This window comes from Nocardia sp. NPDC004340, assembly GCF_053602575.1.
In genome coordinates, this window is record NZ_JBSGDW010000002.1 from 777,468 (window position 1) to 802,717 (window position 25,250).

A 25,250-nucleotide genomic window follows, 5' to 3' on the forward strand; every position below is an offset into this window, starting at 1 on the left:
TCCCCCTGCCCATACTGTTTCCGGCCCCGCACCGACTCGGCGCGGGGCCGGAAACGCGTCGGGTTCAGCCGACCAGGCGGATGGTGTGCCCGGTGTGCTCGGCTTTTGCCCGGAGGTAGCGCAGGTTACCGGGATTGGCGTGGACGCCGGTCGGGACGGTGTCGCGCACGGTGACGCCGAGCGCGGTGAGCTGCCGCACCTTGTCCGGGTTGTTGGTGAGCAGGTCCAGCTCGCCGACGCCGAGCGCGGTCAGCATCTGGGCGGCCGCGGTGTAGTCGCGGGCGTCCTCGTCGAAGCCGAGGGCGGTGTTGGCCTGATAGGTGTCGAGGCCGTCGTCCTGCAGGGCGTAGGCGTCGAGCTTGTTGTAGAGGCCGATGTCTCGGCCCTCTTGACGCAGATAGAGCAGGACGCCGCCGGTCTCGGTGATGCGTTCCACGGATTCGCGCAGCTGGGGTCCGCAGTCGCAGCGGGCGGAGCCGAAGACGTCGCCGGTGAGGCATTCCGAGTGCAGCCGCACCAGCGGCGTGGCGGCGCCGAGGTCGGGGTCGCCGAGGATGAGGGCGACGTGCTCGCGGCCGTCCTCCAGGCCGTCGAAGGTGACCGCCTGCGCGGTGGTCGAATAGCCGTCGGCGAAGGCCAGCGGGATCCGCACCCGGGTGCGGATGCCGGCGAGGCTGCTGCTCATTGATTGCTCCAGAGGCCGAGGACCGTGTCGTCGATTGGTGAACGACGGATGCGGGCCGGTTATTTCGCGACGGTCCGGAATGTTCAATTTTCAGACCAGAACGCACGGTTCAGCTTCTCGGCTTACGATGCAGCCACTATGCAGTCACCTGTTACTCATGACCGAGTGTGGATCGACAAGCAGTCGCCCGAGATCTTCCACGCGCTCAACGGCGTCGCGCTCGCAGTGCGGAACGCCGCCGCGGCAGCCGATCTGGACCGGGCCGTCATGGAATTGGTGAACGTGCGGGTGTCCCAGCTCACCGGTTGCCCGTTCTGCCTCGACCTGCACACCCGCGCGGCCCGCGAGGCCGGCGTCACACAACAGCAATTGGATGTGCTCTCCGGCTGGCAACGCAGTCCGTATCTGTTCACGGAACTGCAGCAGGCGGCGCTCTCGGTGGCCGAGACCGTCACTTCGTTGCCGGATGAGGAAAGCATGCAGCGTGAGTATGCTGCTGCGCGGCAACATTTGTCGGATGACCAGATGGCCGTTCTCATCTGGGCTGCCACCACTATCGGCGCGTTCAATCGAGCGTCGATTGTGAGCAAACATCCGGTGCGGGTGCGGAAGGAGAACTGAACAATGAGCGAACAGGCCGTGGCGGCTACAGTCGTTCGTAACGACGCGCAACACCGGTACGAGGTGTGGTACGGGAATTCGCTCGCCGGATTCAGCGAGTACCGCGAGCGCGACGACAACGACACCACCTTCATTCACACCGAGGTGGATCAGGAATTCAGCGGCAAGGGCCTGGCGAATCTGCTCGCGCAGGAGGCGATCAAGGATGTGATCGCCCGCGGCCGCACCATCGTGGCGCGCTGCCCGTTCATCAAGGGCTGGCTGGACAAGCATCCGGAGTTCGACGAATACGTTGTCGGCAAGGGCATCAAGCGGGATCGGTGAGCAGGGAGGTGCGGGTGTGAGTGATCTGGAGCCGCGGCCGGAGGAGTCGCTGTGCGAGTCGTCGGGCCATCCGGGGCCGCGGGCGGAGTTCTTCCCGGCCCGGGAGGTGCCGCTCGGCGGGGTCCGCGGGGTGACCGTGTTCCGGTCGCTGCCGCAGCGGGATCTGCCGACGGTCGGCGCGTGGTGCTTCCTGGACCACTTCGACGGCGCGTCGAAGGCCAACCCCGAGGGCCACGACATCGACCCGCACCCGCACATCGGATTGCAGACCGTCACCTGGCCGTTGGACGGGCGGATCCGGCACCGCGACAGTGTGGGCTCGGATGTGGAGATCGCGCCCGGCCAGCTCAACATCATGACCTCGGGCCACGGCATCGCGCACTCGGAATATCGGGTGCCGGGCCACATCTCGGGGCACGGGCTGCAGCTGTGGGTGGCGCTGCCGGGTGAATCCCGGGATATCGCACCGCATTTCGAGCAGCATCGGGAACTGCCCGCCTTCCGGGCGCCGTCGATCGAGGGCACGGTCCTGATCGGCACGCTGGACGGGGTCACCTCCCCGGCCACCGCCTACACCCCGATCGTCGGCGCGGACCTGCGCGTCGCGGCCGGAGCCGACACCGCGCTGCCGCTGAACCCGGCGTTCGAGCACGCGGTGCTGGTGATCGCGGGCGCGCTGAGCCTGGACGGCACCGTGGTCGAGCCGGGCAGCCTGTTCTACCTGGGCAGCGACCGGGACGCGATCCGCGTGCACGACACCACGGGCGCGCACCTGCTGCTGCTCGGCGGTGAACCATTCGGCGAGGACCTGGTCATGTGGTGGAACTTCGTGGCCCGCAGTCACGAGGAGATCGAGCAGGCCCGCAACGACTGGGAGAAGCACGATGTCGGCCGGTTCGCCGATATCGCGGGCCACTCGCCCGAACAGCGGATCCCCGCTCCCCCGCTGCCGGGGCTGCATCTCAAGCCCCGCAAGCGGCGCTGCGGCGTCCCCCACGAGTAGGGATCAGCCGCCGGTCATCGACTGGGTTCCGATGACCCGCAACAGATCCAGCTTGTCCTGGGTGTCGGTGCCCGGCGCGGGGTAGTAGATCAGCACGTGCCGGGTGGCGCTGGGGGTGAGCAGCGGCTCGCAGATCAGTTCCAGCACACCGACTTCCGGGTGGATCATGCGTTTGACGTGCCCGGTGCCGGTGCCCACCTCGTGTTCGTGCCACAGCCGCTCGAATTCCGGGCTGGCGGCGCGCAACCGGGCCACCAGTTCGGTGACGTCGGCGTCGCCCGCGCGGCGGGCGGAGACCGCGCGCAGGTCGGCGACGTGCTTGTGGCTCATGGCTTCCCAGTCCTCCGGCGGGAAGATGGCGCGCGAGCCCGGCTCGGTGAACCAGCGCCACGGAATGCAGCGGTCCAGGCCGCGCCGCCGCGTGTAGTCCCCGGACAGCAGGGTGTGCATGCGGTTCTGCACCAGCACCTCGCCCAGGTCGGAGATGACCACGGCCGGGGTGTCGTCCAGTTTGGACAGCACGTGCAGGATGCCGGGGCCCACGTGGCTGTCGCCGCCGCGGGCCGGGGCCTGATGCCCGGACAGGTGGAAGAGGTGGTCGCGTTCGCTGTCGGTCAGTCGCAGCGCCCGCGCCAGCGCGGCCAGCACCTGCACCGACGGTCGCGGCCCGCGCGCCTGTTCGAGGCGGGTGTAGTAGTCGGTCGACATGCCCGCGAGCAGGGCGACCTCGTCGCGGCGCAGGCCGGGCGTGCGGCGGCGGGCGCCCGGCGGCAACCCGACGGTCTGCGGTTGCAGCTGCTCACGGCGTCGGCGCAGGAAGTCGGCCAGCTCGGTTCGATCCACCTCACCACTGTCCCCCGTCCCCGGTCCGGTAACCAGGTATCGGCAGTCCCAGCCTGGGCACGGATCCATCCACAACCGTCCACAGCCCGGCCCGGCAACCAGGGATCGCCGATCCCTGGATCAGCGCTCCTCTCCCGCACTCCCGGGATCGGGCGCAGTGTTGTTCCCATGACCACGAACCTCAGCACCGGCCGGCTCGGCAAGACCGGGCCCGCCGTCTCCCGCATCGCCCTGGGCGCCATGGGGATGTCGGGCATGTACGGGTCGGCCGACGACGCCGTCTCGATCGCCACCGTGCACGCCGCCCTCGATTCCGGCGCGAACCTCATCGACACCGGTGACTTCTACGGCATGGGCCACAACGAACTGCTCATCCGGCAGGCGCTGGCCGACCGCAAGCGGGAGGACGTCCTGCTCAGCGTGAAATACGGGGCGCTGCGCGGCCCGGACAACAGCTTCGGCGGCGTCGACACCCGGCCGGCGGCCACCAAGAACTTCCTGGCCTACTCGCTGCAACGGCTCGGCACCGACTACATCGACATCTACCGGCCCGCGCGGCTGGACCCGAACGTCCCGATCGAGGAGACCATCGGCGGGCTGGCCGAACTGGTCCAGGCCGGGTACATCCGCCACATCGGCCTGTCCGAGGTGGGCGTGGAGACGCTGCGCCGGGCCGCGGCCGTGCATCCGATCGCGGATCTGCAGATCGAGTACTCGCTGATGTCGCGCGGTATCGAGGCCGAGATCCTGCCCGTCGCGCGGGAACTCGGGATCGGCATCACCGCGTACGGGGTGCTCTCGCGCGGCCTGCTCAGCGATTCGGTGCGCGCCGGGCAAGCGCGGGGAGGCGGAGCGCAGTTCGCGCCCAGCGACTTCCGCGCCCACAGCCCGCGCTTCCAGGGCGAGAACCTGGACGCAAACCTGCTGTTGGTGGAGGCGCTGGGCAAGATCGCGGCCGCGCGCGGGGTGAGCGTGGCCCAGCTGGCCATCGCCTGGGCGCTGTCGCGCGGCATCGACATCGTGCCGCTGATCGGCGCGCGGAAGCCGGAGCGCTGGGCCGAAGCCGTTGCGGCGGTGGACATCCGGCTGTCCGACGCCGAGCTGGCCACCATCGAGGCCGCGGTGCCCGCCGACCGGGTGGCGGGTGGGCGCTACGCCCCGGCGCAGATGGCCATGCTCGACAGCGAACGCTGAGACTACTTGCGGCGCGGCCGGATGACGGCGGTGAACGCGGCGCGGGCCACGGGCTTGCCGGTGACATCGGCGATGATCACCGGCACCTCCAGCTCGATCTCGGTGCGGGACTCGATGTTCGCGCGGGTCTCGGCGATGGTCTCGGGCGACAGCTCGGCGGTGCCGGTGAACGGGCCCTCCTGGCCCTTGGCGCGGGCCAGGTATTCGATGCGGCCGTCGCGGGCCACGATGAAGGTGTCGCCCATCAGGTCCACGATGCCGGAGATGGCCGCGCCCATGGCGGCCGTCTCGGCCAGGCCGAACAGCAGGGCGGCGTGGATGTCGCCATTGTGGTTGAAGTGCTCGGGGCGCGCGGCCATGCCGACCACGCTGCGGCCCGGGCCGTACTCGACGCTCTCGATGCCCGTGAACTGGATGAAGCCGAGCTTCTTGAAGCCCGCCATCACCATGTCGCCCATGGTCGCATTCGCGCTGTCCATCGCGTCTCCCGCCGATAGAAAAAATGAAACGTGTTCCAATTTCATACCGGGCGGAACGCGACTTTGTCCACGGCGGTCCGGGACCGGGGCCTGGCAGTTTCCTGCCGCATCAGCCCACGACGCCCGGAAGAATCAGCCCACCACCCGGCCCGCCAGACCCAGCGCCTCTGCGGTCCGGGCCATGGTCTGCCGGGCCAGCCGGGCGTCGTCGGCCAGACTGTGCCCCAGCGTCGGCATCAACTCCCGCAGCCGCGGCTCCCAGATCCGGGCATAGCGCGGGAAGCAGCGCTGCAGCACCTCGAGCAGCACTACCGGCGCCGTCGACGCGCCCGGGCTCGCCCCCAGCACCGCGGCGATCGATCCGTCCTGCGCGGCCACCACCTCGGTGCCGAACTCGAGCACCCCGCCGCGTTCGGCGTCCGGCTTCACCAGCTGAGCGCGCTGCCCGGCGGTGATCAGCGACCAGTCCTCGGCGCGCGCCTCGGGCACGAACTCGCGCAGCGCGGCCAGCTTCTTCTTGCGGGTCGAGGTCAGCTGCCCGGCCAGCAACCGCAGCAGCTCGGTATTCGCCTTCAACATGGCCGCGATGGACCCGGCATTGCCCGCCCGCAGCGAGGCCGGGGCGTCGAGCAGCGAACCCTGTTTCAGGAAGCGGGGATTCGCGCCCGCGTACGGCCCGAACAGCAGGGCCCGTTCCCCGTTCACGATGCGAGTGTCCAAGTGCGGCATGGCGATCGACGGCGCACCCGACAGCGCCCGCCCGTACACCTTGGCGTCGTGCCCGGCCGCCACCTCGGGATTGTCGCAGCGCAGGAATCGGCCGCTGACCGGCAGCAGACCGTAGCCGTCGGCCTCGGGAATCCCGGCCTTCTGCAGGATCCTCAGCGCCCAGCCGCCCGCGCCCGCGAAGACGAAACGGGCGTCGGCCTTGCGGGTGAGCCGGTCGTTGTCGGTGCGCCAGTCCACCCGCAGCTGCCAGGTACCGTCATTGTTGCGGCGCAGTCCGCGCACCTCGCAATTGCGGTGGATCTCCACGTCCTGCCAGCGCAGCCAATGGAACAGCTGCCGGGTCAGTTCACCGAAATCGACATCGCTGCCGGTGATGTCGCGGGTGGCGGCGATCGGATCGCCGTCGTCGCGGCCCGCGGTGAGCAGCGGCGCCCATTCGCCGATCACCGCCGGATCGTCACTGAACTTCATATTCGCGAAAAGGTGATGCGCGGACATGGTTTCGTGGCGGCGGCGCAGGAAATCCACCTCGGTCTTGCCGCGCGCCAGCGTCATATGCGGGACCGGATTGATGAAGGTCTCCGGATTGCGCAGAATCCCCGAGCCCACCAGCGACGCCCACAATTGCCGGGTCAGCTGGAACTGTTCATTCAGCGCGAGCGCCGGCTCGATATCGATGGAGCCGTCGGGATTCTCGCCGGTGTAATCGAGTTCGCACAGTCCCGCGTGCCCGGTGCCGGAATTGTTCCAGGCCGCCGACGCTTCGAGGCCGACCTCCGGCAATCGTTCGTAGACCCCGATGGTCCAGCTGGGTTCCAGATGCTTGATCAGCACCGCGAGCGTCGCGCTCATGATGCCGCCGCCGATCAGCACGACGTCGTAGGGACGTAGCGGCAGTTGTGTTCTCATCGTCATTACCTGGAACCCCGATTGAATTCGTACAGCGGGCGTGCTGGCACCAACGACCGGCCCGCCAGGGCGGCCTCGAGAACACTAATGCCGAAGCCCTCTCAGCGCACGCGGAGGGCGGAGACTACTCAATTCGCGGACTTGCGAGCCCGGTACGCGGCGACCGCGTTGCGATTGGTGCAGGCCGTCGAACAGTAGCGACGGGAACGGTTGCGGGACAGGTCCAGCACGATGCCCGCACAGGAGTCGTCGGCGCAGATCGACAGGCGGGAGAGCTCGTCGGCGCGGATCAGGTCGATCATCGCCATGGCCGTCTCCACGGCGATCCGGACCTGCAGCGGAGCCTGGGGCGGGACCGCGTGGATGTGGTAGTCGAGGCCGTCGTGGCGGACCAGTTCGGGGACCGCGCAGTGCTCGGCGAGGATGGCGTTCACCACAGCGACGGCGGTGTCGCGGTCGGCGGTGAGCAGGCGGCGCAGCGGCGCGCGCTGGGCGCGGACCGCGGCGAGTTCGGCGGCGGTCCCGGCATGCGCCCCGGTGTAGCGGTGCTTCTCGAAGAAGGCGTCCAGCTGCGCGATCTCGGTGAGGGTGTCCGGCTCCTCGGCCGAGTTCACCAGCTCGACCGCCGCGGCCATGGAGGCCACCGTGTCATCAGCGAAAAGCACGTTGACATATTACACACGCGGCCTTTAGCGTCATTTGTCATGGCGACTTTGACTCATGACAGGACGGTGGTGTCGCACCGGATCCGCTCCGGGCTGATCTGCGCCGCCCTGTCGGCCGCCGCGTTCGGGCTCTCCGGACCGCTGGCCCGCGGACTCATCGACGCGGGCTGGAGCCCCGCCGCCGTCGTCATCGTCCGCGTCCTCCTCGGCGCGGTCGTGCTGCTGCCCGCCGCCGTCGTGCGATTGCGCGGCGACTGGGACCTGCTGCGGCGCAATATCTCCCTGCTCGCGGGATACGGACTGCTGGCCGTCGCCACCGCGCAGCTGTCGTACTTCAATGCCGTCGCCCACATGGATGTCGGCGTCGCGCTGCTCATCGAATACACCGCGCCGATCGCCGTGGTGGTGTGGTTGTGGCTGCGGCACAGCCAGAAGCCCGGTCGCGCAACCGTTCTCGGCGCGATCATCGGGGTGACCGGACTGGTCATGGTGCTCAACCTGCGATCGGGCGCCAGCACCAGCTGGGTCGGCATCGCCTGGGCCCTGGGCGCAATGGTCGGTGCGGCCGCCTATTTCATCCTGAGCGCGCACGCCGGGGACGCGGTGCCCGGCACCGTACTGGCCACCGGCGGACTACTGGTCGGCGGACTCGGCATCCTGGCCGCGGGCCTGCTCGGCGTCGTCCCGCTGCACGCCACCACCACTCCCGTTGCCTTCCAGGGGTTCACCGTGGACTGGTGGGTGCCGCTGCTCGCGCTCGGCGTGATCACGGCCGCCGTCTCCTATGTCACCGGTATCGCCGCCACCCGGCTGCTCGGGTCACGCCTGGCGTCGTTCGCGGCGCTCGCCGAGGTGCTGGCCGCCATCCTGTTCTCCTGGGCGCTGCTGGGCCAGACCCCCGCGCCGATCCAATTGTTCGGCGGCGCTTTGATTCTCATCGGCGTCGTGGTCGTGCGACTCGGGGAACCCGCCGACGACACGAATGCGCCATAATGCTTCACATCTCGAGTTGATAACGGTAGTTTGTCGCAAAGGTCGGGAAACCTATCGCAAACTCGAGGAACAGCCACCATGGGTATCACGAAATACGTTGCGCCTGCCTTGCTTTGCTTGACCGCGACCACCGTCGCCGGCACGGCCACCGCCGCGCCCGAGCAGGCCCCCGCGCAGCCCACCCTGCAGATCAAGGGCACCGATCACAGCATCGGCTACGACGTGGCGCTCTCCTCGGACCACCGCTCCGCGGTCAGCACCCTGCAGGCCGGGCAGTTCCTCGCCACCTGGGACGGCGAGGCCGTCATCGTCACCGACGACAAGGGCGCCCTGGTCTCCACCGTGCCCCTGAAGTACGACATCGACGGCAAGACAGCGGAATTCACCCCGGTCATCGACCAGAGCAATCGCCGTCTCACCCTCACCCCGGTCGCCGCGTCCGGCACCGAACTGCGCGATATCGACGCCCAGCAGCACTTCTTCGACGTGGTCCAGGCCAATATGCCCGCGGTCGCCACCGGCGCGGCCATCGGCGCCACCATCGGCTTCATCGCGGGCTTCCCGCTCGGCCTGTTCGTCCTGGACTTCATCACCGCCCCGCTGCTCGCGGTGATCGGCGGCGTGGTCGGCGGGGCCATCGGCCTGCAGATGTCCGGCGGCCACGAGGCCTCGGAGGCCGCGCTCGCCTACGTCGACACCCTGGCCCCCGGCGCGTCGAACATCTTCCGGCCCGCCTTCGCCGCTATCCCGACTCCCCCGCCCGCCAACTGACTCCTCCCCCACCGGGATTCACGCCAGGAAGCTGACCGACTTCACCGGCATGGTGTTGTGCCAGTGGTACCACCACACGTTCATCTCCTGCGCGAGATCGAAACGGAAGGTGTGGCCGTTGCCGGGGCCGTCCACAATCGTCCACAGGCCGTTGGGCTGGCCGATCACCTGACTGACACTGCCGTCGGTCCAGTCGAATCGGCCCAGCGACGGCGAATCGAGGGCGTTGAACGGCAATTCGGCGGTGAAGTGGCCGGATTCGATGCCGGGCAGCAGCGGGCTCGAGCAGGCCCAGACGTCCGCCTCGCGGTGGACGCTCTGGCCCACGCTGCCGGTCCCCGGAATCAGCGCGCCGGTCAGGACGCCGCCGTGGCGGCAGCCGCCCAGTGCGCCACCGGGATCGGCGGCGGCGAGCGGTAGCGACAATGCGAGCGGCAGGGACAGGGCCGCTCCACAGCAGACGGCCGAAACGAGAGCACTACGAGCGAACACGTCAGCTCCTCCCCTGAAACGGGGGCCGGTTACTTCGTCGCAAACAGCATAGACCCGCGCGCCGCGCTCGAGCGGGAAAAGAGTTCGGCCCCCGCTCCATTTCGGAGCGGGGGCCGAATTCTATTGCCTGGCTACACGCTTAGCGGTAATCGCTGAAGCCGTAGTCGTCCAGCGGAACCGCGGCACCGGTGGAGGTGCCGAAGCCGTCCGGGCTGTAGTAGCTGTCGTCGTAGGACGGGACAGCGTACGCCGCCTGGCGGGCCTCTTCGGTCGGCTGCACCTGGATGTTGCGGTAGCGGTTGATACCGGTACCGGCCGGGATCAGCTTACCGATGATCACGTTCTCCTTCAGGCCGATCAGCTTGTCGGAGCGGCAGTTGATCGCGGCGTCCGTGAGCACGCGGGTGGTCTCCTGGAAGGAGGCCGCCGACAGCCACGAATCGGTCGCGAGCGACGCCTTGGTGATACCCATGAGCACCGGACGACCCGAGGCGGGCTCGCCACCCTCCGCGACCACGCGGCGGTTGGCGGACTCGAACTCGGCGCGCTCCACCAGCGAACCCGGGAGGAACTCGGTCGCACCCGAATCGATGATGGTGACGCGGCGCAGCATCTGGCGGACGATCACCTCGATGTGCTTGTCGTGGATGGACACACCCTGCGAGCGGTACACCTCCTGGACCTCGTGGACCAGGTGGACCTGCACCTGACGCGGGCCCATCACGCGCAGCACCTCGTGCGGATCGGCCGAGCCCTCGAGCAGCTGCTGACCGACCTCGACGTGGTCACCGTCGGCCAGGAGACGCTCGGAGCCGTCCTCGTGCTTGAACACCCGCAGACGCTGACGCTTCGACAGCTTGTCGTACAGGACCTCGTCCGACCCGTCGTCCGGGATGATCGTGATCTTGTAGAAGCGGTCGTCGTCCTCGAGCCGCACGCGACCCGACACCTCGGCGATGGGGGCCTTGCCCTTGGGCACACGAGCCTCGAAGAGCTCCTGCACGCGGGGCAGACCACCCGTGATGTCGTCACCCGCGACACCACCCTGGTGGAAGGTACGCATGGTCAGCTGGGTACCGGGCTCACCGATGGACTGGGCGGCGACGATACCGACGGCCTCACCGATGTCCACCAGCTTGCCGGTCGCCATCGAGCGGCCGTAGCAGGTGGCACACACGCCGGTGCCGGTGGTGCAGGTCAGCACGGAGCGGACCTTCACCTCGGTGATGCCGGCCTCGAGCAGCGCCTCCAGGGCGGGATCGCCCAGGTCGTGGCCCTTCTCGACGACGACATTGCCCTTGGCGTCCACCGCGTCGGTGGCCAGCGTACGAGCGTAGGTGCTGGTCTCCACGTGGGCGTCCCGGATGACAGAGCCGTCGGCCTGCTTCTCCGCGATCGGCACCACGATGCCGCGCTCGGTGCCACAGTCGGTCTCGCGCACGATGACGTCCTGCGACACGTCCACCAGACGACGGGTCAGGTAACCCGAGTCGGCGGTACGAAGCGCGGTGTCGGCCAGACCCTTTCGCGCACCGTGGGTGTTGATGAAGTACTCCAGAACCGTCAGGCCCTCACGGAAGGAGGACTTGATCGGCTGCGGGATGAACTCACCCTTCGGGTTGGTCACCAGACCCTTCATGCCCGCGAGGGTACGAGTCTGGGTGAAGTTACCCGTGGCGCCCGAGTCGACGATCGTGATGATCGGGTTGTCGGCCGGGTAGTGCGCGCGCAGCGCCTTACCGACCTCTTCGGTCGCTTCCTGCCAGATCTTGACCAGGGCGTTGTTGCGCTCCTGGTGGTCGAGAGCACCACGCTGGTACTTCTTCTCGATCTGGTCGGCCTGCGCGTCGTAGCGCGCCATGATCTCCGCCTTCTCCGGCGGAACGAGCACGTCCGACATGGAGACGGTGACACCCGAACGCGTGGCCCAGTAGAAGCCGGCGTCCTTGAGCTTGTCGACGGTCTGCGCGACCACGATCATCGGGTAGCGCTCGGCGAGATCGTTGATGATCGCCGCCTGACGCTTCTTCGGCATCGGCTCGTCGATGAACGCGTAGTCCGCCGGGAGCAGATCGTTGAAGATCACGCGACCCAGGGTGGTCTTGCAGGTCCACGCGTCGCCACGCTGCCAGCCGTCCGGGAACAGCTCGGCCTCGACGTCCTTCGGCGGACGCTGCTCGGTCAGACGGACCTTGATCAGCGAACGCACGGTCAGGTCACCGCGGTCCACGGCCATCTGCGCCTCGGCGGGCGAGGAGTAGACGCCGAACTCGGCCTCGTCCTTGGTGGCGGCCCGGTACTCGCCGACCGCGCCCTCTTCCAGGCGGGTCAGGTAGAACAGGCCGGTCACCATGTCCAGACGCGGCATGGCGAGCGGACGACCCGACGCCGGCGACAGGATGTTGTTCGAGGACAGCATCAGGATGCGGGCCTCGGCCTGCGCCTCCGCGGACAGCGGGAGGTGCACGGCCATCTGGTCACCGTCGAAGTCGGCGTTGAACGCCTCACACACGAGCGGGTGCAGCTGGATGGCCTTACCTTCGACCAGCAGCGGCTCGAAGGCCTGGATACCCAGGCGGTGCAGGGTGGGCGCACGGTTCAGCAGCACCGGGTGCTCGGAGATGACCTCTTCGAGGACATCCCACACCTGGGGACGCTGACGCTCGACCATCCGCTTGGCGGACTTGATGTTCTGCGCGTGGTTCAGGTCGACCAGACGCTTCATGACGAACGGCTTGAACAGCTCGAGCGCCATCAGCTTGGGCAGACCACACTGGTGCAGCTTCAGCTGCGGACCGACCACGATGACCGAACGGCCGGAGTAGTCGACACGCTTACCGAGCAGGTTCTGACGGAAACGACCCTGCTTGCCCTTGAGCAGATCGCTCAGCGACTTCAGCGGGCGGTTACCCGGACCGGTGACCGGACGGCCACGACGGCCGTTGTCGAACAGCGCGTCCACCGACTCCTGAAGCATGCGCTTCTCGTTGTTCACGATGATCTCGGGCGCACCCAGATCGATCAGTCGCTTCAAACGGTTGTTGCGGTTGATGACGCGGCGGTACAGGTCGTTCAGGTCGGAGGTCGCGAAGCGGCCACCGTCGAGCTGCACCATCGGGCGCAGCTCCGGCGGGATCACCGGAACGGCGTCGAGGACCATGCCCATCGGCGAGTTGCCGTTGGTCTGGAACGCGGCCACGACCTTCAGACGCTTCAGCGCGCGAAGCTTCTTCTGGCCCTTGCCCGTACGGATGGTCTCGCGCAGGTTCTCGGCCTCGGCCGGGATGTCGAAATCCTGCATGAGCTTCTGGATCGCCTCGGCGCCCATGGCACCGGTGAAGTACTCGCCGTAGCGGTCCTGCAGCTCGCGGTAGATCACCTCGTCGATGATCAGCTGCTTCTTGGCCAGCTTGGTGAAGGTGGTCCAGATCTCGTCGAGCCGGTCCAGCTCACGCTGGGCGCGGTCGCGCAGCTGACGCATCTCGCGCTCGCCGCCGTCCTTGACCTTGCGGCGGACGTCGGACTTGGCGCCCTCGGCCTCCAGCTCGGCCAGGTCGGCTTCCAGCTTCTGGGCGCGGGCCTCGAGGTCGGCGTCACGCTGGTCGGCGACGGTCTTCTTCTCGACCTCCATCTCCGCCTCGAGCGTGGAGAGCTCGTTGTGACGCAGCTCGTCGTCCACCGAGGTGATGACGTACGCGGCGAAGTAGATGATCTTTTCCAGATCCTTCGGCGCGAGGTCGAGCAGGTAGCCCAGACGCGACGGGACACCCTTGAAGTACCAGATGTGGGTGACCGGAGCGGCCAGCTCGATGTGGCCCATGCGCTCACGACGCACCTTGGCGCGAGTCACCTCGACACCACAGCGCTCGCAGATGATGCCCTTGAAGCGGACGCGCTTGTACTTACCGCAGTAGCACTCCCAGTCCCGGGTGGGACCGAAGATCTTCTCGCAGAAGAGGCCGTCCTTCTCCGGCTTCAGCGTGCGGTAGTTGATGGTCTCCGGCTTCTTGACCTCGCCGAAAGACCAGTTACGAATGTCTTCGGCGGTCGCCAGGCCGATCCGGAGTTCATCGAAGAAGTTGACGTCTAGCACGTAACTTCCTTTCCCCTGTTCGGGTTGAGTATGAGCAAAAGTTCGCTAAATCCGTTGCCCGGGAAGGCTTCTCGAATCCGATCGGCCTTCCCGGACCGATCGCTCACTGCGCCAGGTCGTCGACCGTCGCAGCCTCGTTGCGGGACAGGTTGATACCCAGGTTCGCCGCGGCGCGCTCCAGGTCCTCGTCGTCACCGTCACGCATCTCGATGGCGGCGCCGTCCGAGGACAGCACCTCCACGTTGAGGCACAGCGACTGGAGTTCCTTGAGCAGAACCTTGAACGACTCCGGGATACCCGGCTCCGGAATGTTCTCGCCCTTGACGATGGCCTCGTACACCTTCACGCGGCCGACCACGTCGTCCGACTTGATGGTGAGGAGTTCCTGCAGGGTGTAGGCCGCGCCGTACGCCTGCATGGCCCAACATTCCATTTCACCGAAGCGCTGACCACCGAACTGCGCCTTACCACCCAGCGGCTGCTGCGTGATCATCGAGTACGGACCGGTCGAACGCGCGTGGATCTTGTCGTCGACCAGGTGGTGCAGCTTCAGGATGTACATGTAGCCGACGGACACCGGGTACGGGAACGGCTCACCGGAGCGGCCGTCCAGCAGGATCGCCTTGCCGTCGTCGTTGATCATCTTCTCGCCGTCGCGGTTCGGCAGAGTCGAACCGAGCAGGCCGGTCAGCTCCTCCTCGCGCGCACCGTCGAACACCGGGGTGGCGATGTTCGTGTCGGCGGGCTGACCGATCATCTCGGCCGGCAGGTTCTTCGCCCAATCGGGAGAACCCTCGACCTGCCAACCGGTCTTGGCGATGTAACCCAGGTGGGTTTCCAGCACCTGACCGATGTTCATACGACGCGGCACACCGTGGGTGTTCAGGATGATGTCGACCGGGGTGCCGTCGGGCAGGAACGGCATGTCCTCCTGCGGGAGGATCTTGCCGATGACGCCCTTGTTGCCGTGGCGACCGGCGAGCTTGTCGCCGTCCTGGATCTTGCGCTTCTGCGCGACGTAGACGCGGACCAGCTCGTTGACGCCCGGGGGCAGATCGTCGTCGTCGTCACGCGAGAACACGCGCACGCCGATGACCTTGCCGGACTCACCGTGGGGCACCTTCAGGGAGGTGTCGCGGACCTCGCGGGCCTTCTCACCGAAGATGGCGCGCAGCAGGCGCTCCTCGGGGGTCAGCTCGGTCTCACCCTTCGGGGTGACCTTGCCGACCAGGATGTCGCCGTCACGGACCTCCGCGCCGATGCGCACGATGCCACGCTCGTCCAGGTCCGCCAGGACCTCGTCGGAGACGTTCGGGATGTCCCGGGTGATCTCCTCGGCGCCGAGCTTGGTGTCGCGAGCGTCGATCTCGTGCTCCTCGATGTGGATCGAGGTGAGCACGTCGTCCTCCACGAGGCGCTGCGACAGGATGATCGCGTCCTCGTAGTTGTGGCCTTCCCACGGCATGATCGCCACGAGCAGGTTCTTGCCCAGGGCCATCTCACCGTTCTCGGTGCACGGACCGTCGGCGAGCACGTGCCCGGCCTCCACACGGGTGCCCTCGTCCACGATCGGACGCTGGTTCGCGCAGGTGCCCTGGTTGGAGCGCTCGAACTTACGCAGGCGGTACGAACGACGGGTGCCGTCGTCGTGCATGACGGTGATGAAGTCGGCCGAGACCTCTTCCACCACGCCGGCCTTCTGGTTCACGACCACGTCACCGGCATCGACCGCGGCGCGCAGCTCCATACCGGTGCCGACCAGCGGCGACTCGGAACGGATCAGCGGCACGGCCTGACGCTGCATGTTCGCGCCCATGAGGGCACGGTTGGCGTCGTCGTGCTCGAGGAACGGGATCATGGCGGTCGCGACCGACACCATCTGGCGCGGCGAGACGTCCATGTAGTCGACCGCACTGGCGTCGACGTATTCCATTTCCTCGTTGCCGTGGCGGGCGAGCACGCGGTCCTCGAGGAAGCGGCCGTCCGCGTCGACCGGCGAGTTCGCCTGGGCGCGGATGTGGCGGTCCTCTTCGTCGGCGGTGAGGTACTTGACCTCATCGGTGACGCGGCCGTCGACGACCTTGCGGTACGGGGTCTCGATGAAACCGAACGGGTTGACCCGCGCGTAGACCGAGAGCGAACCGATCAGGCCGATGTTCGGGCCTTCCGGGGTCTCGATCGGGCACATGCGGCCGTAGTGCGACGGGTGGACGTCACGGACTTCCAGGCCGGCGCGCTCACGGGACAGACCACCCGGGCCCAGCGCCGACAGACGACGCTTGTGGGTCAGACCCGAGAGTGGGTTGTTCTGGTCCATGAACTGCGACAGCTGCGAGGTGCCGAAGAACTCCTTGATCGCCGCCACGACGGGACGGATGTTGATCAGGGTCTGCGGGGTGATGGCCTCGACGTCCTGGGTGGTCATGCGCTCACGCACGACACGCTCCATACGCGAGAGACCCACGCGGATCTGGTTCTGGATCAGCTCGCCAACCGTCCGCAGACGACGGTTGCCGAAGTGGTCGATGTCGTCGACGTCGACCGGGACCTCGGAGCCGCCGGGGGCGGTCATGAGGCGATCGCCCTGGTGCAGGCGGACCAGGTACTCGATCGTCGCGACGATGTCTTCCTTGGTCAGCGTCGAGCCGGTGACCGGCTGGTCCAGGTTCAGGCCCAGCTTCTTGTTGATCTTGTAGCGACCGACGCGCGCCAGGTCGTAGCGCTTCTCCTTGAAGAACAGGTTCTCCAGCAGGGTCTGCGCGGACTCCTTGGTCGGCGGCTCGCCCGGACGCAGCTTGCGGTAGATGTCGAGCAGCGCCTCGTCCTGACCCGGGGTGGAGTCCTTCTCGAGGGTGGACATCATGATCTCGGAGAAACCGAAGCGCTCGGTGATCTCCTCGGTGGTCAGACCCAGCGCCTTGAGCAACACGGTGACCGGCTGACGACGCTTGCGGTCGATGCGGACACCGACGGTGTCGCGCTTGTCGACGTCGAACTCCAGCCACGCGCCGCGCGAGGGGATGACGCGCACGGAGTGCAGCGTCTTCTCGGTGGACTTGTCGATGGACGAGTCGAAGTACACACCCGGCGAACGGACGAGCTGCGACACGACGACGCGCTCGGTGCCGTTGATGATGAACGTGCCCTTGTCGGTCATCATCGGGAAGTCACCCATGAAGACCGTCTGAGACTTGATCTCACCGGTGTTGTTGTTGATGAACTCCGCGGTCACGAACAGCGGAGCCGCATAGGTCATGTCCTTGTCCTTGCACTCCTCGATGGAGGCCTTGACCTCTTCGAAGCGCGGGTCGGAGAAGGACAGCGACATGGAGCCGGAGAAGTCCTCGATCGGAGACAGCTCCTCGAGCACCTCCTCGAGGCCCCCGGTGGGGTTGGTGACGTCGCCGCGCGCGGTGGCACGCTCACGCCAGTCTGCTGAACCGACCAGCCAGGCGAACGATTCGGTTTGTAGATCGAGAAGTCCGGGAACCTCCAGGGGTTCACGAATCTTCGCGAAAGACACCCGCTTCGGGGCTCCGGGGATACCGGCCTTGGTCTGGGTGGAGACTGCCAAGATGCGTCCTTCCAGCACCTAACGCGCGTCGCGTGGTGGTCCGCGACCGTCGCTTGTCTGCTACGAATTCCGCTGGTTACGACCCGAACGAAACCCGAACAGCAGACAGCGGAAGTAACACCGGAAGGCGAAACTTTCGTGATGCGATCGAGGTATGGACAGGAGGCAGCCAGCGCAACGTCCAAAACTACACCCAAACCTACGGGGGTGTCAAAGTACCACCCGTGGCGATCCGCGGGCGTCAACTTCGCCCCGGTGTGTCCGTGTCGATATTCCCGGCGTTCAGATCGCCGATACCGCCACAGCCGAGTGGCGGTCTTCACAAGGTGTCCGGCCGGGTCTCAGAGTCCGCTGGCTGCGTTCACAGTGCCCACGCCGGCGAGTTGTCTCCTGTGACAGCCGCCGCTGTTGTGAATAGCGTGACGGCTAGGACGAAAGTCGTCAAGTGGCGGGCCGAGTTGACAAAACGCGAGATCGCCTGTCGCAGAGCAAGATCACCCTCCGACGTCGCGCAATGCCGGAAAGACGGCGGCGAGCAGGCGATGTGACGACCGACTTACCGGTGATCCCCGACTCCCGCCGGGGATCTCCGCGGCCTACTTGTCGGTGATCTCCGAGGCCAGCCAGTGGCCGTCGGTCTTCTGCATGCGCAGCACGATCGGGCCCGACGCGAGGGGTTCGGGCTTGCCGTCCTTCACGGCGGAGATGTTCAGATTCACCAGCAGCTCGGCCCGGTCGCCGGTGAGCAGCGTCACGCCGATCGGGTCGGTCTTGACCGTGGTGTCGGTCTGGGTCTGCTTGATGGTGTCGACCGTGGTGTCGACGAACTTCGCGAAGTCCTTCTGCATCTTCTCGGTGAGGACCGAGTTGACCGAACCCTTCCACTTGTCGATCTCGGCGGCCTTGTAGCCGTAGAGCGTGGTCAGGGCGTGGTCGGCGGCGGCCTTGACCTCGTCGGTGGCCGCGTTGTCGACATAGGCGAGATTGCCGGAGCCGGAGTTGGGCTTGCTCACCCAGTGATTCACCGCACCGACGATCGCGAAGGCCAGCAGCAGGGCCGACAGCGCCGCACAGACGGTCGCGATGCCCCAGTTGGGCCAAAACCCGCCCTGCCCGGTCAGCTTGGAATACTGTTGCGAGGCACGGTCTTTGGCCGGGCCCCGGCCGCGGATACCGGCCCGGACCCGACCGCGCGGGGTGGCGCGCGAGGCGGTGCTGTCGGAACGCTCGGTGGTGGACCGGGCGTTCACATCCGCGGCGGTGGTCCGCGACGCGGTGCCGCGCTGAGCGGCCGGGCGGCGCGGGGTGACGCGATTGACGGGTCGTTTCCGGTTGGCCATGGTCACTCCCTCCTAGTTGCCCGGCTTGGGCGCCGTGGTCGGCTGCTGGGCGGGCTGTCCGGAGCCCAGCGGCACCGGTTCGCCCAGGTTCTGCGCCTTCTCGGCCTTCCAGGTGCTGCCCTGCTTGACCAGATCGAGGGTCCACAGCTGGCGGAACGAGGCGGGCTGGCCGCCGGGCCAGCTGCGGGTGATCTTCAGGACCGCGAAGGCCGAGGCGTGGTCGCGTTCACTGTTGAGCGAGGTGAGCGTGATGCCCTCGACCGCGGACTCGATCCGGGTCTTGGACTCCTGGGCGGTCTGCTTGAGCTGTTCCTGCCCGTCCTCCTGCTGCTTGAGCAGGTCCCCCGTCATCGATGACCGGATGTTCGCCAGCGACCCGTCGATATCGTCGGGATTGATCGACATGAGGTTGACCGCGGCCTGGCGGGCGTCGGTGAGGGCGGCGTCGCGGGCCTCGGCCCGGGACTCGTCCTTGCTGTCACCGATCCACAGGAACCCGATCACACCGGCGGCGACGACCGAGACGGCCAGCAGACCGGCCGCGCCGATCCGGGCCAGTTTCCGGGGGTCGCGAGGTTCGGTGGTGACGGCGTCGGCCTGGGACGCGTCCGGGGTCGTGTCGGGAACCGGCTCGACCGCCGGCTTCTCGAGGTTCGCCCCCGATTCGCTGTCCTTGTCCTGGCTCACGCCGCCACCATACTTTCCTCTCTTGCCGGTCAGTGCTTGGGAGTGATGCCCATGAGGGTGGACAGCTGGGTGGCCACCGGGTTCAGGTTGAGCTTCTCCGGGTCGTACTTGGGCTTGTCGTCCCACGGCTGCGCGACATTGGGGTCGGCCAGTTCGGCACGGGCCCCGCCACGCACGGTGGTCTCGCTGCCCTGCGGCACCGCGCAGGTGGCCGCGGTATTGAGCGGGAAGTCGTCGCGGGTGTCGTCGAAGTTGGGGTTCTGGGCCTTCATCTGGTCCAGGATCCGTTGCGTGCCTTCGTATCCCAGCGTGCAGGCGGGCGGGTTGTTGGTCTCGAGCACCAGGCCGAAGTGGGTGGTGCCGTCACCGGGCGCGGTGGAGGAACCGCCGAGCGGCAGCAGCGGCAGCATGGCCAGCACCGGGCCGAGGGCGTAGAACTTCGGCGAGATGGCGTGCAGCAGGACCCGCAGGTTGGTGAGGTCCTTGGTGAGGGCCGGGCCGCTCTCCTGCAGCAGGCGGTTGATCGAGGAGCCCGCGTCGGTGCCGGTGCCGATGAGGCGGCGGATGTCCGGGTCGCTGGACTTCAGCTGCGCGGTGAGCTTGTCCAGGCCGTCGCTGAACTGCAGGATCGCCGGGGACTGTTCGGCCTGGGTGCCCAGCACGGTGTGGGCGGACCGGATCAGGGCCAGGGTCTGCTGCAGGTTGTCGCCGCTCGCGGTGGCGGTGAACTTGTTGAGCGAGTCGATCAGGATCTTGAGATCGTCGCCCTTGCCGTCGAAGGCCTTGCCGAGTTCGGTGATGGTGGTGGACAACGCCTTCAGGTCGGTGGTGCCGGCGAAGGTGTCGACGCTGGTGAGCAGGTCCTCCACGTGGATGGGCAGCTGCGCGCCGGTGATGACCGAGCCGTCCTTCAGATACGGCCCGCCGTCGCTGGAGGGCAGCAGGTCCACGAACTGCTCGCCGATGGCGGAGCGGTCGGCGACCACGGCCTTGGCGTTGGCGGGGACCTTGGGCTTGGAGGAGTTCATCTCCAGGGTGATGAGCACGCCGTCCGGGGTGATGTCCAGGTCGCCGACCCGGCCGACCGGGACGCCGCGGTAGGTGACCTCGGCGCCCTTGGACAGGTTGCCGGTCTCGGTGGCCTGCACCTTCACCTTGTACAGCCCGAAGCCGAGCATATTGTCCAGCCGCACGTACTTGGCGCCGACGAAGACGACACCGAGCACGGCGATGATCGCGAAGGCGATCAGCTGATTACGCACCAGACGAGTCATCGCGGACCACCCACTCCCAGCTGCTCGAGGATCGATCCGAGCGGATCGGTCGGTCCCGGCTGCCCGGTGGGCCGCGCCACGGTGGCCGGCAGGGGCAGCAGCGAGACGGTCGGCCAGCCGCCGCGCGGCCCGTTGCCGTTGTAGTACGGGTTGGTCGGATCCACGTTGACCTGGCGGCCCGCGGGCGGCAGGTACTGCGGATCCGGCTTGCCCACACCGAGATTCGACAGCAGGCCGCCGATCTGCAGGTCCACCGAGAGCCAGGTGTTGACCTGGCCGCCGAACGCCGACTTGATGGCCTCGTCCGGGAACGGATAGGTGGGGATGAGCGGGAACGCCGTCACCAGGTCACCGGCCGACGCGCCCAGCGCCTGCAGCGTGGGCCGCAGCGAGGACAGGTCGGTGATCAGGTTCTCCTTGGACTTGTCCAGCACGTCGATCCCGGCCTGGCCGACCCGGTCCAGCTGGGTCAGCAGCTGGATCAGTTGCGGCCGTTGCTCGTTGAGGATCTTGATGCCGGCGGGCAGCTCGTCGAGGATCTTGGTGATCTGGGTGGTCTGGGTGCTCACCCGGCTGCTCAGCGTGTTCAGGCTGTCCAGTGCGCGGGTGATATTGCCGACCTGGTCGTCGAGGCCCTTGATCAGGGTGTTGGCCTGGTTCAACAGGTCTCGGACCTTGCCCTCGCGGCCGTCCAGAGTCTTGTTGAGCTCCACGATGATCGGCTGCAGCTGCGCCACGCCGCCGCCGTTGAGGAGCAGCGACAGCGCGCCGAGCACCTGCTCCACCTCGGTGGCGGTGCGGGTGTTCTCGACGGGGATGCGGGCCCCGTCCTTCAGACGCGCGGAGTCGGCGTCCTTGGCGGGCGCGGACAGCTCGATGTACTTCTCGCCCAGCAGGTTGGTCTGCTTGACCTCGGCGCGGGCATTGGCGGGCAGGTTCACGTCATCGTTGACCAGCACCTGCACGCTGGCTTCCCAGGCGTTGTCGGGGGCGATGCGGATCTTGTCGACCCGGCCCACGGCCACGCCGTCCACCTTCACCGTGGACTGCGGGACCAGGTCCAGCACGTCGGCGAAGCGGATGTCGAGGTGCAGCGGATGCTTGCCGATGTCCGGGCCGCCGGGCAGCGGGATGCTGTCCGCGCTACAGCCCGCCGCCACCAGCGTCACCGCGCCGAGCGAGGTGGCGACCAGCGCCGCGCGCCGGATCCGGTTGGCGCTCATCGCTGTCCACCTTCCTGCTGCGACGGCGGCAGCTGGTCGGACGGATTGCCGGGCACCGAGCCGGGCACCGCGTTGCGCTGTTCGTTCTCGCCGCTGAGGATGCCGAAGGGCAGCACCAGCGACGGCGTCTTCACGCCCGCGGTGAGCTGGTCGGTGATCAGCTTGCAGTTGTTCAGGATCGGGCCGAGCTGCCGCGAGATGGCCTCGAACTTGGGGTCGCCGGGACGCAGCTTGCCCAGGTCCAGCATCTTGCAGATGACGCCGAAAGGATCCTGCAGATCGGTGAAGTTGGGGCGCATGTCGAGCGTGCCGCTCTCACCGTTGTGCACGTTGATCAGGTTGCTCAGCGCGGTCGGGATGAGCGGCAGCGCCTTGGCCAGATCGTCGCGCTGATCGGCGAGGGTCTGGGTGAGCTTGGTCAGCGCGTCCGCGTTGGACTGCACCAGGTCCCGGTTGTTGTCGATGAACCGGGCCACGTCGCCGAGCGCGACCGAGAGCAGGCTCAGCGCGTCGCCGAGGGTCTGGCGCTCGTCGGACAGGAACCCGGCCAGCGAGGCCAGCTGGGTGTTGAAGGTCCGGACCTGCGCGTCGTTGTCGGCCAGGGTCTGCACGAAGGTCTGCAGGTTCTTGACCGTGTCGAAGATGTCGGTGCGCGAATCGGAGAGCGCGTGCGCGGCCTTGGACAGCTGGGTGAAGCTGTTGCCCAGCGCGTCGCCGTTGCCGGCCAGGTTCTCGGCGCCGGTGCGGGCCAGCTGGTTCAGCGCGCCGTCCTTGTTGGCGCCGTTGGGGCCGAGCGCCTCGGACAGTTCGGTGATGCTCTTGTAGAGGCGGTCCACCTCGACCGGGGTCGCGGTGCGCTCCTTCGGGATGGTGGCGTTGCGCCCCATCTTGGGTCCGCCCTTGTAGGCGGGCGCGAGCTGGATGTACCGGTCCGACACCACCGAGGGGGTGATCTGGGCGGCCTTGGCGTCGGCGGGGATGTCGTACTTGCGGTCGACCTTCATGACGACCTCGACCACGTCCCCCTTGGGGGTCACCGAGTCCACACGGCCCACCGGCACGCCCAGGACCCGGACGTCCGAGCCCTTGTAGATGCCAATCGACTTGTCGAAATACGCGGTGATCTTGGTGGTTTCGAGCCGGTCGTAGCTCCACCACGCGACACCCGCGAGCACGACCGCCAGGGCGGCCACCACGGCGATGATCTTGCTCTTACGGCTGGTGCCGCTCAACGCGGTCAGCGGATTCTTCGCCACGGGTTAACCTCCCAACTTGCGAATCGGATCGCGGTTGCCCGGAATATCGGGCAGCGCGGGCGGAATCAGGTTCGTGATGACCGCGTCGAACCAGCGGCCGGTGCCCAGCACGTTGGAGTACAGCCCGTAGAAGGGCGCCGCCAGCGTGAGGGTCTTGGACAGGTCGGCCTGATGGTCGTTGAGCAGGTCGATCGTCTTGTTGAGGTTGGTCAGCGCCGGGCCGATCTGCTCCTCGTTGTCCTTGACCAGCGCGGTCAGTTCCGCCGCAACGGTTTTCGCACCGGTCAGCAACTGGTGGATGGCCTGTTGGCGGACATTGAGCTCCGCGATCAGCTGGCCGCCGTTGGCGAGCAGCCGCTCGAACTCCTGATTGCGGTCGGCCAGCACCTTGGTGGTGGTCCGGGTCGCGGCGAACAGCTTCTTGAGCTGGTCGTCACGCTTGGCCAGCGACTCCGAGAGCCGGGCCACGCCGTCGATGGACCCGCGCAGCTGCGGCGGGGTCGCGGAGAAGGCGTCCGACAGCACCTGGAAGCTCTGCGCGAGCTGCCCGGTGTTGGTCTCCTCGATGTTCTTGGCGGCATCGCTGAAGGCGTCCACCACGTCGTAGGGAGACACGGTGCGCGACAACGGAATCCGGTCACGCGGATTCGCGGTGCGGTCACCCTTGGGGTCGAGCGCCAGGTACTTCTGGCCCAGCAGCGTCTTGATCTGGATGGACGCGCTGGTCTCGTTGCCGATCCAGGCGTCCTGGGTGCGGAAGTCCACCAGCACCTTGTCGCCGTCGAGGCGGACATCGGAGACCGCGCCGACCTTCACGCCGGCGATGCGGACCTCGTTGCCCTTCTTCAGGCCCGCGGCCTCGGAGAACTCGGCGGTGTACTTGGTGCCGGCCCCGATCAGCGGCAGCTTGTCCAGGTTGAACGCGGACAAGGTCACCAGCAGCACCAGGATCAGGCCCAGCCCGCCCATGAATGCCGGACTGCGCTTGCCCATGACAATGCGGTCATCCATCAGCGGCCTCCCTTCCCGTGGCAGCGCGGCGCCGGATTCGTGTAGATCGGCTGATTCACCGTCGGCATGTTCTGGAGCGCGGGCGGGAAGTTCAGCTGCGGCGCGTCCTTGATGCCCGGCCCCGCGACGATGTCGATGCCGCACAGATAGAACTGGAACCAGGAGCCGTAGGAGGCGGCGCGGCCCAGCTTCTCCATCTTGATGGGCAGGTTGGTCAGGCCCTCGTCGACCTCGTCCTTACGGTCGTTGAGGGTGCCGGTCAGCTGGTTCAGGCCGGCGATCGCGCCCTGCAGGTTCGGCCGGACCGGGACCAGCAGGTCGGCGGTGGCCTGGGCCAGACCGCCCAGCGAGGAGACCGCGGAACCGATGGTGCCGCGCTCGGCGTTCAGGCCGGAGACCAGCGCCTCGGTGTTCACGATCAACTGGTCGAGCTGGTCGCCGCGCGAATTGATGCTGTCCAGCACCAGATTCAGGTTCTTGATCAGCTCACCGATCACCGCGTCCTTGTCGGCGATCTTGTTGGTCAGCGAGGCGGTGTTGGCCACCAGGTCCGCGATGGTGCCGGACTCGCCCTGGAAGACCTGGATGATCTCGTAGGACAGCTTGTTGACGTCCTCGGGGGTGAGGGTCTGGAACAGCGGGCGGAAGCCGTTGAACAGCTCGGTCAGATTGACCGCGGGCTTGGTGCGCTCCAGCGGGATCGTCGCGCCCTTGTTCAGCTTGCGGCCCTGCTGCCCGGTCCCCTGCTCCAGCGCGATGTAGCGCTGGCCCACCAGGTTCCGGTACTTGATGGTCGCCGTGGTCGAGGCGGGCAGCCAATCCCGGTCGGTCAGTTCGAATTCCACATTGGCCAGGCGCTTGTCCACGATGGCCACATTGGTCACCTTGCCGACGCGGACACCCGCGACCCGGACCTCGTCACCCTTGTTCAGGGAGGTCACGTCGGTGAAGCGGGCATTGAACTTGGTGCCGCCGCCACCGTAGTTGGCGATGGTGAGCGCCAGCACGCCCGTCAGGAAGACCGTGACGAGAATGAAGGCGATCAGTTTGGTCAGCGTCGGCCCGAGACCGCGCAACAGATCCT

Annotated in this window: 21 protein-coding genes; 6 read left to right on the forward strand and 15 right to left on the reverse strand. The window is 67.3% G+C overall.

The annotated features are described in order from the left end of the window. Positions 1 to 64: 64 nt before the first annotated feature. Complete coding sequence (locus ACWEOI_RS10885) at positions 65 to 685, reverse strand: GTP cyclohydrolase II RibA (RefSeq protein ID WP_433668665.1); 621 nt, start codon at positions 683 to 685, stop codon at positions 65 to 67. A 165-nt stretch (positions 686 to 850) separates the two neighbouring features. Here ACWEOI_RS10885 and ACWEOI_RS10890 point away from each other — a divergent pair, with 165 nt between their 5' ends. Genes ACWEOI_RS10890 through ACWEOI_RS10900 form a run of 3 tightly spaced genes read left to right on the forward strand, consistent with a single transcriptional unit; the run spans position 851 to position 2,633 of the window. Further along, positions 851 to 1,306 carry a carboxymuconolactone decarboxylase family protein gene (locus ACWEOI_RS10890; protein WP_452359488.1) on the forward strand — a complete coding sequence of 152 codons (456 nt, stop codon included), beginning with the start codon at positions 851 to 853 and terminating at the stop codon, positions 1,304 to 1,306. Positions 1,307 to 1,309: 3 nt separating this feature from the next. Beyond that, positions 1,310 to 1,630 (forward strand): GNAT family N-acetyltransferase, encoded by a 321-nt coding sequence (locus ACWEOI_RS10895; RefSeq protein WP_357091126.1) that lies wholly within the window; start codon positions 1,310 to 1,312, stop codon positions 1,628 to 1,630. A 16-nt stretch (positions 1,631 to 1,646) separates the two neighbouring features. Next, positions 1,647 to 2,633, forward strand: coding sequence for a pirin family protein (locus ACWEOI_RS10900; RefSeq protein ID WP_452359489.1), 987 nt, complete (start codon positions 1,647 to 1,649; stop codon positions 2,631 to 2,633). Between the two features lie 3 nt (positions 2,634 to 2,636). Here ACWEOI_RS10900 and ACWEOI_RS10905 read toward each other — a convergent pair whose 3' ends face one another. Further along, entirely contained in the window at positions 2,637 to 3,476 is an 840-nt protein-coding gene (locus ACWEOI_RS10905) for a helix-turn-helix transcriptional regulator (RefSeq protein ID WP_452359490.1), read from the reverse strand. A gap of 168 nt (positions 3,477 to 3,644) precedes the next feature. Here ACWEOI_RS10905 and ACWEOI_RS10910 point away from each other — a divergent pair, with 168 nt between their 5' ends. Further along, entirely contained in the window at positions 3,645 to 4,670 is a 1,026-nt protein-coding gene (locus ACWEOI_RS10910) for an aldo/keto reductase (protein WP_433668672.1), read from the forward strand. A gap of 2 nt (positions 4,671 to 4,672) precedes the next feature. Here ACWEOI_RS10910 and ACWEOI_RS10915 read toward each other — a convergent pair whose 3' ends face one another. The 3 genes from ACWEOI_RS10915 to ACWEOI_RS10925 form a co-directional block, all read right to left on the reverse strand. Further along, a complete protein-coding gene (locus ACWEOI_RS10915; protein ID WP_452359491.1) occupies positions 4,673 to 5,149 on the reverse strand; it encodes a PaaI family thioesterase in 477 nt (158 codons plus the stop codon). Positions 5,150 to 5,281: 132 nt separating this feature from the next. After that, positions 5,282 to 6,787 carry a malate dehydrogenase (quinone) gene (gene mqo / locus ACWEOI_RS10920; RefSeq protein ID WP_433668676.1) on the reverse strand — a complete coding sequence of 502 codons (1,506 nt, stop codon included), beginning with the start codon at positions 6,785 to 6,787 and terminating at the stop codon, positions 5,282 to 5,284. 128 nt (positions 6,788 to 6,915) lie between these two features. Then, positions 6,916 to 7,452 (reverse strand): CGNR zinc finger domain-containing protein, encoded by a 537-nt coding sequence (locus ACWEOI_RS10925; RefSeq protein WP_452359492.1) that lies wholly within the window; start codon positions 7,450 to 7,452, stop codon positions 6,916 to 6,918. A 39-nt stretch (positions 7,453 to 7,491) separates the two neighbouring features. Here ACWEOI_RS10925 and ACWEOI_RS10930 point away from each other — a divergent pair, with 39 nt between their 5' ends. Beyond that, positions 7,492 to 8,445, forward strand: a complete 954-nt coding sequence (locus ACWEOI_RS10930; protein ID WP_433668678.1) for an EamA family transporter — start codon at positions 7,492 to 7,494, stop codon at positions 8,443 to 8,445. A gap of 117 nt (positions 8,446 to 8,562) precedes the next feature. Next, positions 8,563 to 9,216, forward strand: coding sequence for a hypothetical protein (locus tag ACWEOI_RS10935; RefSeq protein WP_452359493.1), 654 nt, complete (start codon positions 8,563 to 8,565; stop codon positions 9,214 to 9,216). An 18-nt stretch (positions 9,217 to 9,234) separates the two neighbouring features. Here the strand turns inward: ACWEOI_RS10935 and ACWEOI_RS10940 are convergent, their stop codons facing one another. From ACWEOI_RS10940 to ACWEOI_RS10985, 10 genes are all read right to left on the reverse strand, one after another. Continuing rightward, positions 9,235 to 9,708 (reverse strand): hypothetical protein, encoded by a 474-nt coding sequence (locus tag ACWEOI_RS10940; protein ID WP_452359494.1) that lies wholly within the window; start codon positions 9,706 to 9,708, stop codon positions 9,235 to 9,237. 139 nt (positions 9,709 to 9,847) lie between these two features. Beyond that, positions 9,848 to 13,801 (reverse strand): DNA-directed RNA polymerase subunit beta', encoded by a 3,954-nt coding sequence (locus tag ACWEOI_RS10945; RefSeq protein WP_433668683.1) that lies wholly within the window; start codon positions 13,799 to 13,801, stop codon positions 9,848 to 9,850. A gap of 103 nt (positions 13,802 to 13,904) precedes the next feature. After that, on the reverse strand, positions 13,905 to 17,393 hold the full coding sequence (gene rpoB, locus ACWEOI_RS10950) for a DNA-directed RNA polymerase subunit beta (RefSeq protein WP_357281766.1): 3,489 nt from the start codon (positions 17,391 to 17,393) through the stop codon (positions 13,905 to 13,907). A 578-nt stretch (positions 17,394 to 17,971) separates the two neighbouring features. After that, a complete protein-coding gene (locus tag ACWEOI_RS10955) occupies positions 17,972 to 18,715 on the reverse strand; it encodes a hypothetical protein (protein WP_433668685.1) in 744 nt (247 codons plus the stop codon). A 12-nt stretch (positions 18,716 to 18,727) separates the two neighbouring features. Continuing rightward, positions 18,728 to 19,402, reverse strand: a complete 675-nt coding sequence (locus ACWEOI_RS10960) for a hypothetical protein (protein ID WP_357091097.1) — start codon at positions 19,400 to 19,402, stop codon at positions 18,728 to 18,730. A 29-nt stretch (positions 19,403 to 19,431) separates the two neighbouring features. Next, on the reverse strand, positions 19,432 to 20,676 hold the full coding sequence (locus tag ACWEOI_RS10965) for an MCE family protein (protein WP_433668689.1): 1,245 nt from the start codon (positions 20,674 to 20,676) through the stop codon (positions 19,432 to 19,434). Beyond that, positions 20,673 to 21,899, reverse strand: a complete 1,227-nt coding sequence (locus tag ACWEOI_RS10970; protein WP_433668690.1) for an MCE family protein — start codon at positions 21,897 to 21,899, stop codon at positions 20,673 to 20,675. Before ACWEOI_RS10970 ends, ACWEOI_RS10965 begins: the two co-directional genes overlap by 4 nt. Continuing rightward, positions 21,896 to 23,155 (reverse strand): MCE family protein, encoded by a 1,260-nt coding sequence (locus ACWEOI_RS10975; RefSeq protein WP_452359495.1) that lies wholly within the window; start codon positions 23,153 to 23,155, stop codon positions 21,896 to 21,898. The genes ACWEOI_RS10970 and ACWEOI_RS10975 overlap by 4 nt, the downstream gene beginning before the upstream one ends. 3 nt (positions 23,156 to 23,158) lie before the next feature. Continuing rightward, positions 23,159 to 24,166 carry an MCE family protein gene (locus ACWEOI_RS10980; protein WP_452359496.1) on the reverse strand — a complete coding sequence of 336 codons (1,008 nt, stop codon included), beginning with the start codon at positions 24,164 to 24,166 and terminating at the stop codon, positions 23,159 to 23,161. Continuing rightward, positions 24,166 to 25,242 (reverse strand): MCE family protein, encoded by a 1,077-nt coding sequence (locus ACWEOI_RS10985; RefSeq protein ID WP_357091365.1) that lies wholly within the window; start codon positions 25,240 to 25,242, stop codon positions 24,166 to 24,168. The genes ACWEOI_RS10980 and ACWEOI_RS10985 overlap by 1 nt, the downstream gene beginning before the upstream one ends. Positions 25,243 to 25,250 lie beyond the last annotated feature (8 nt).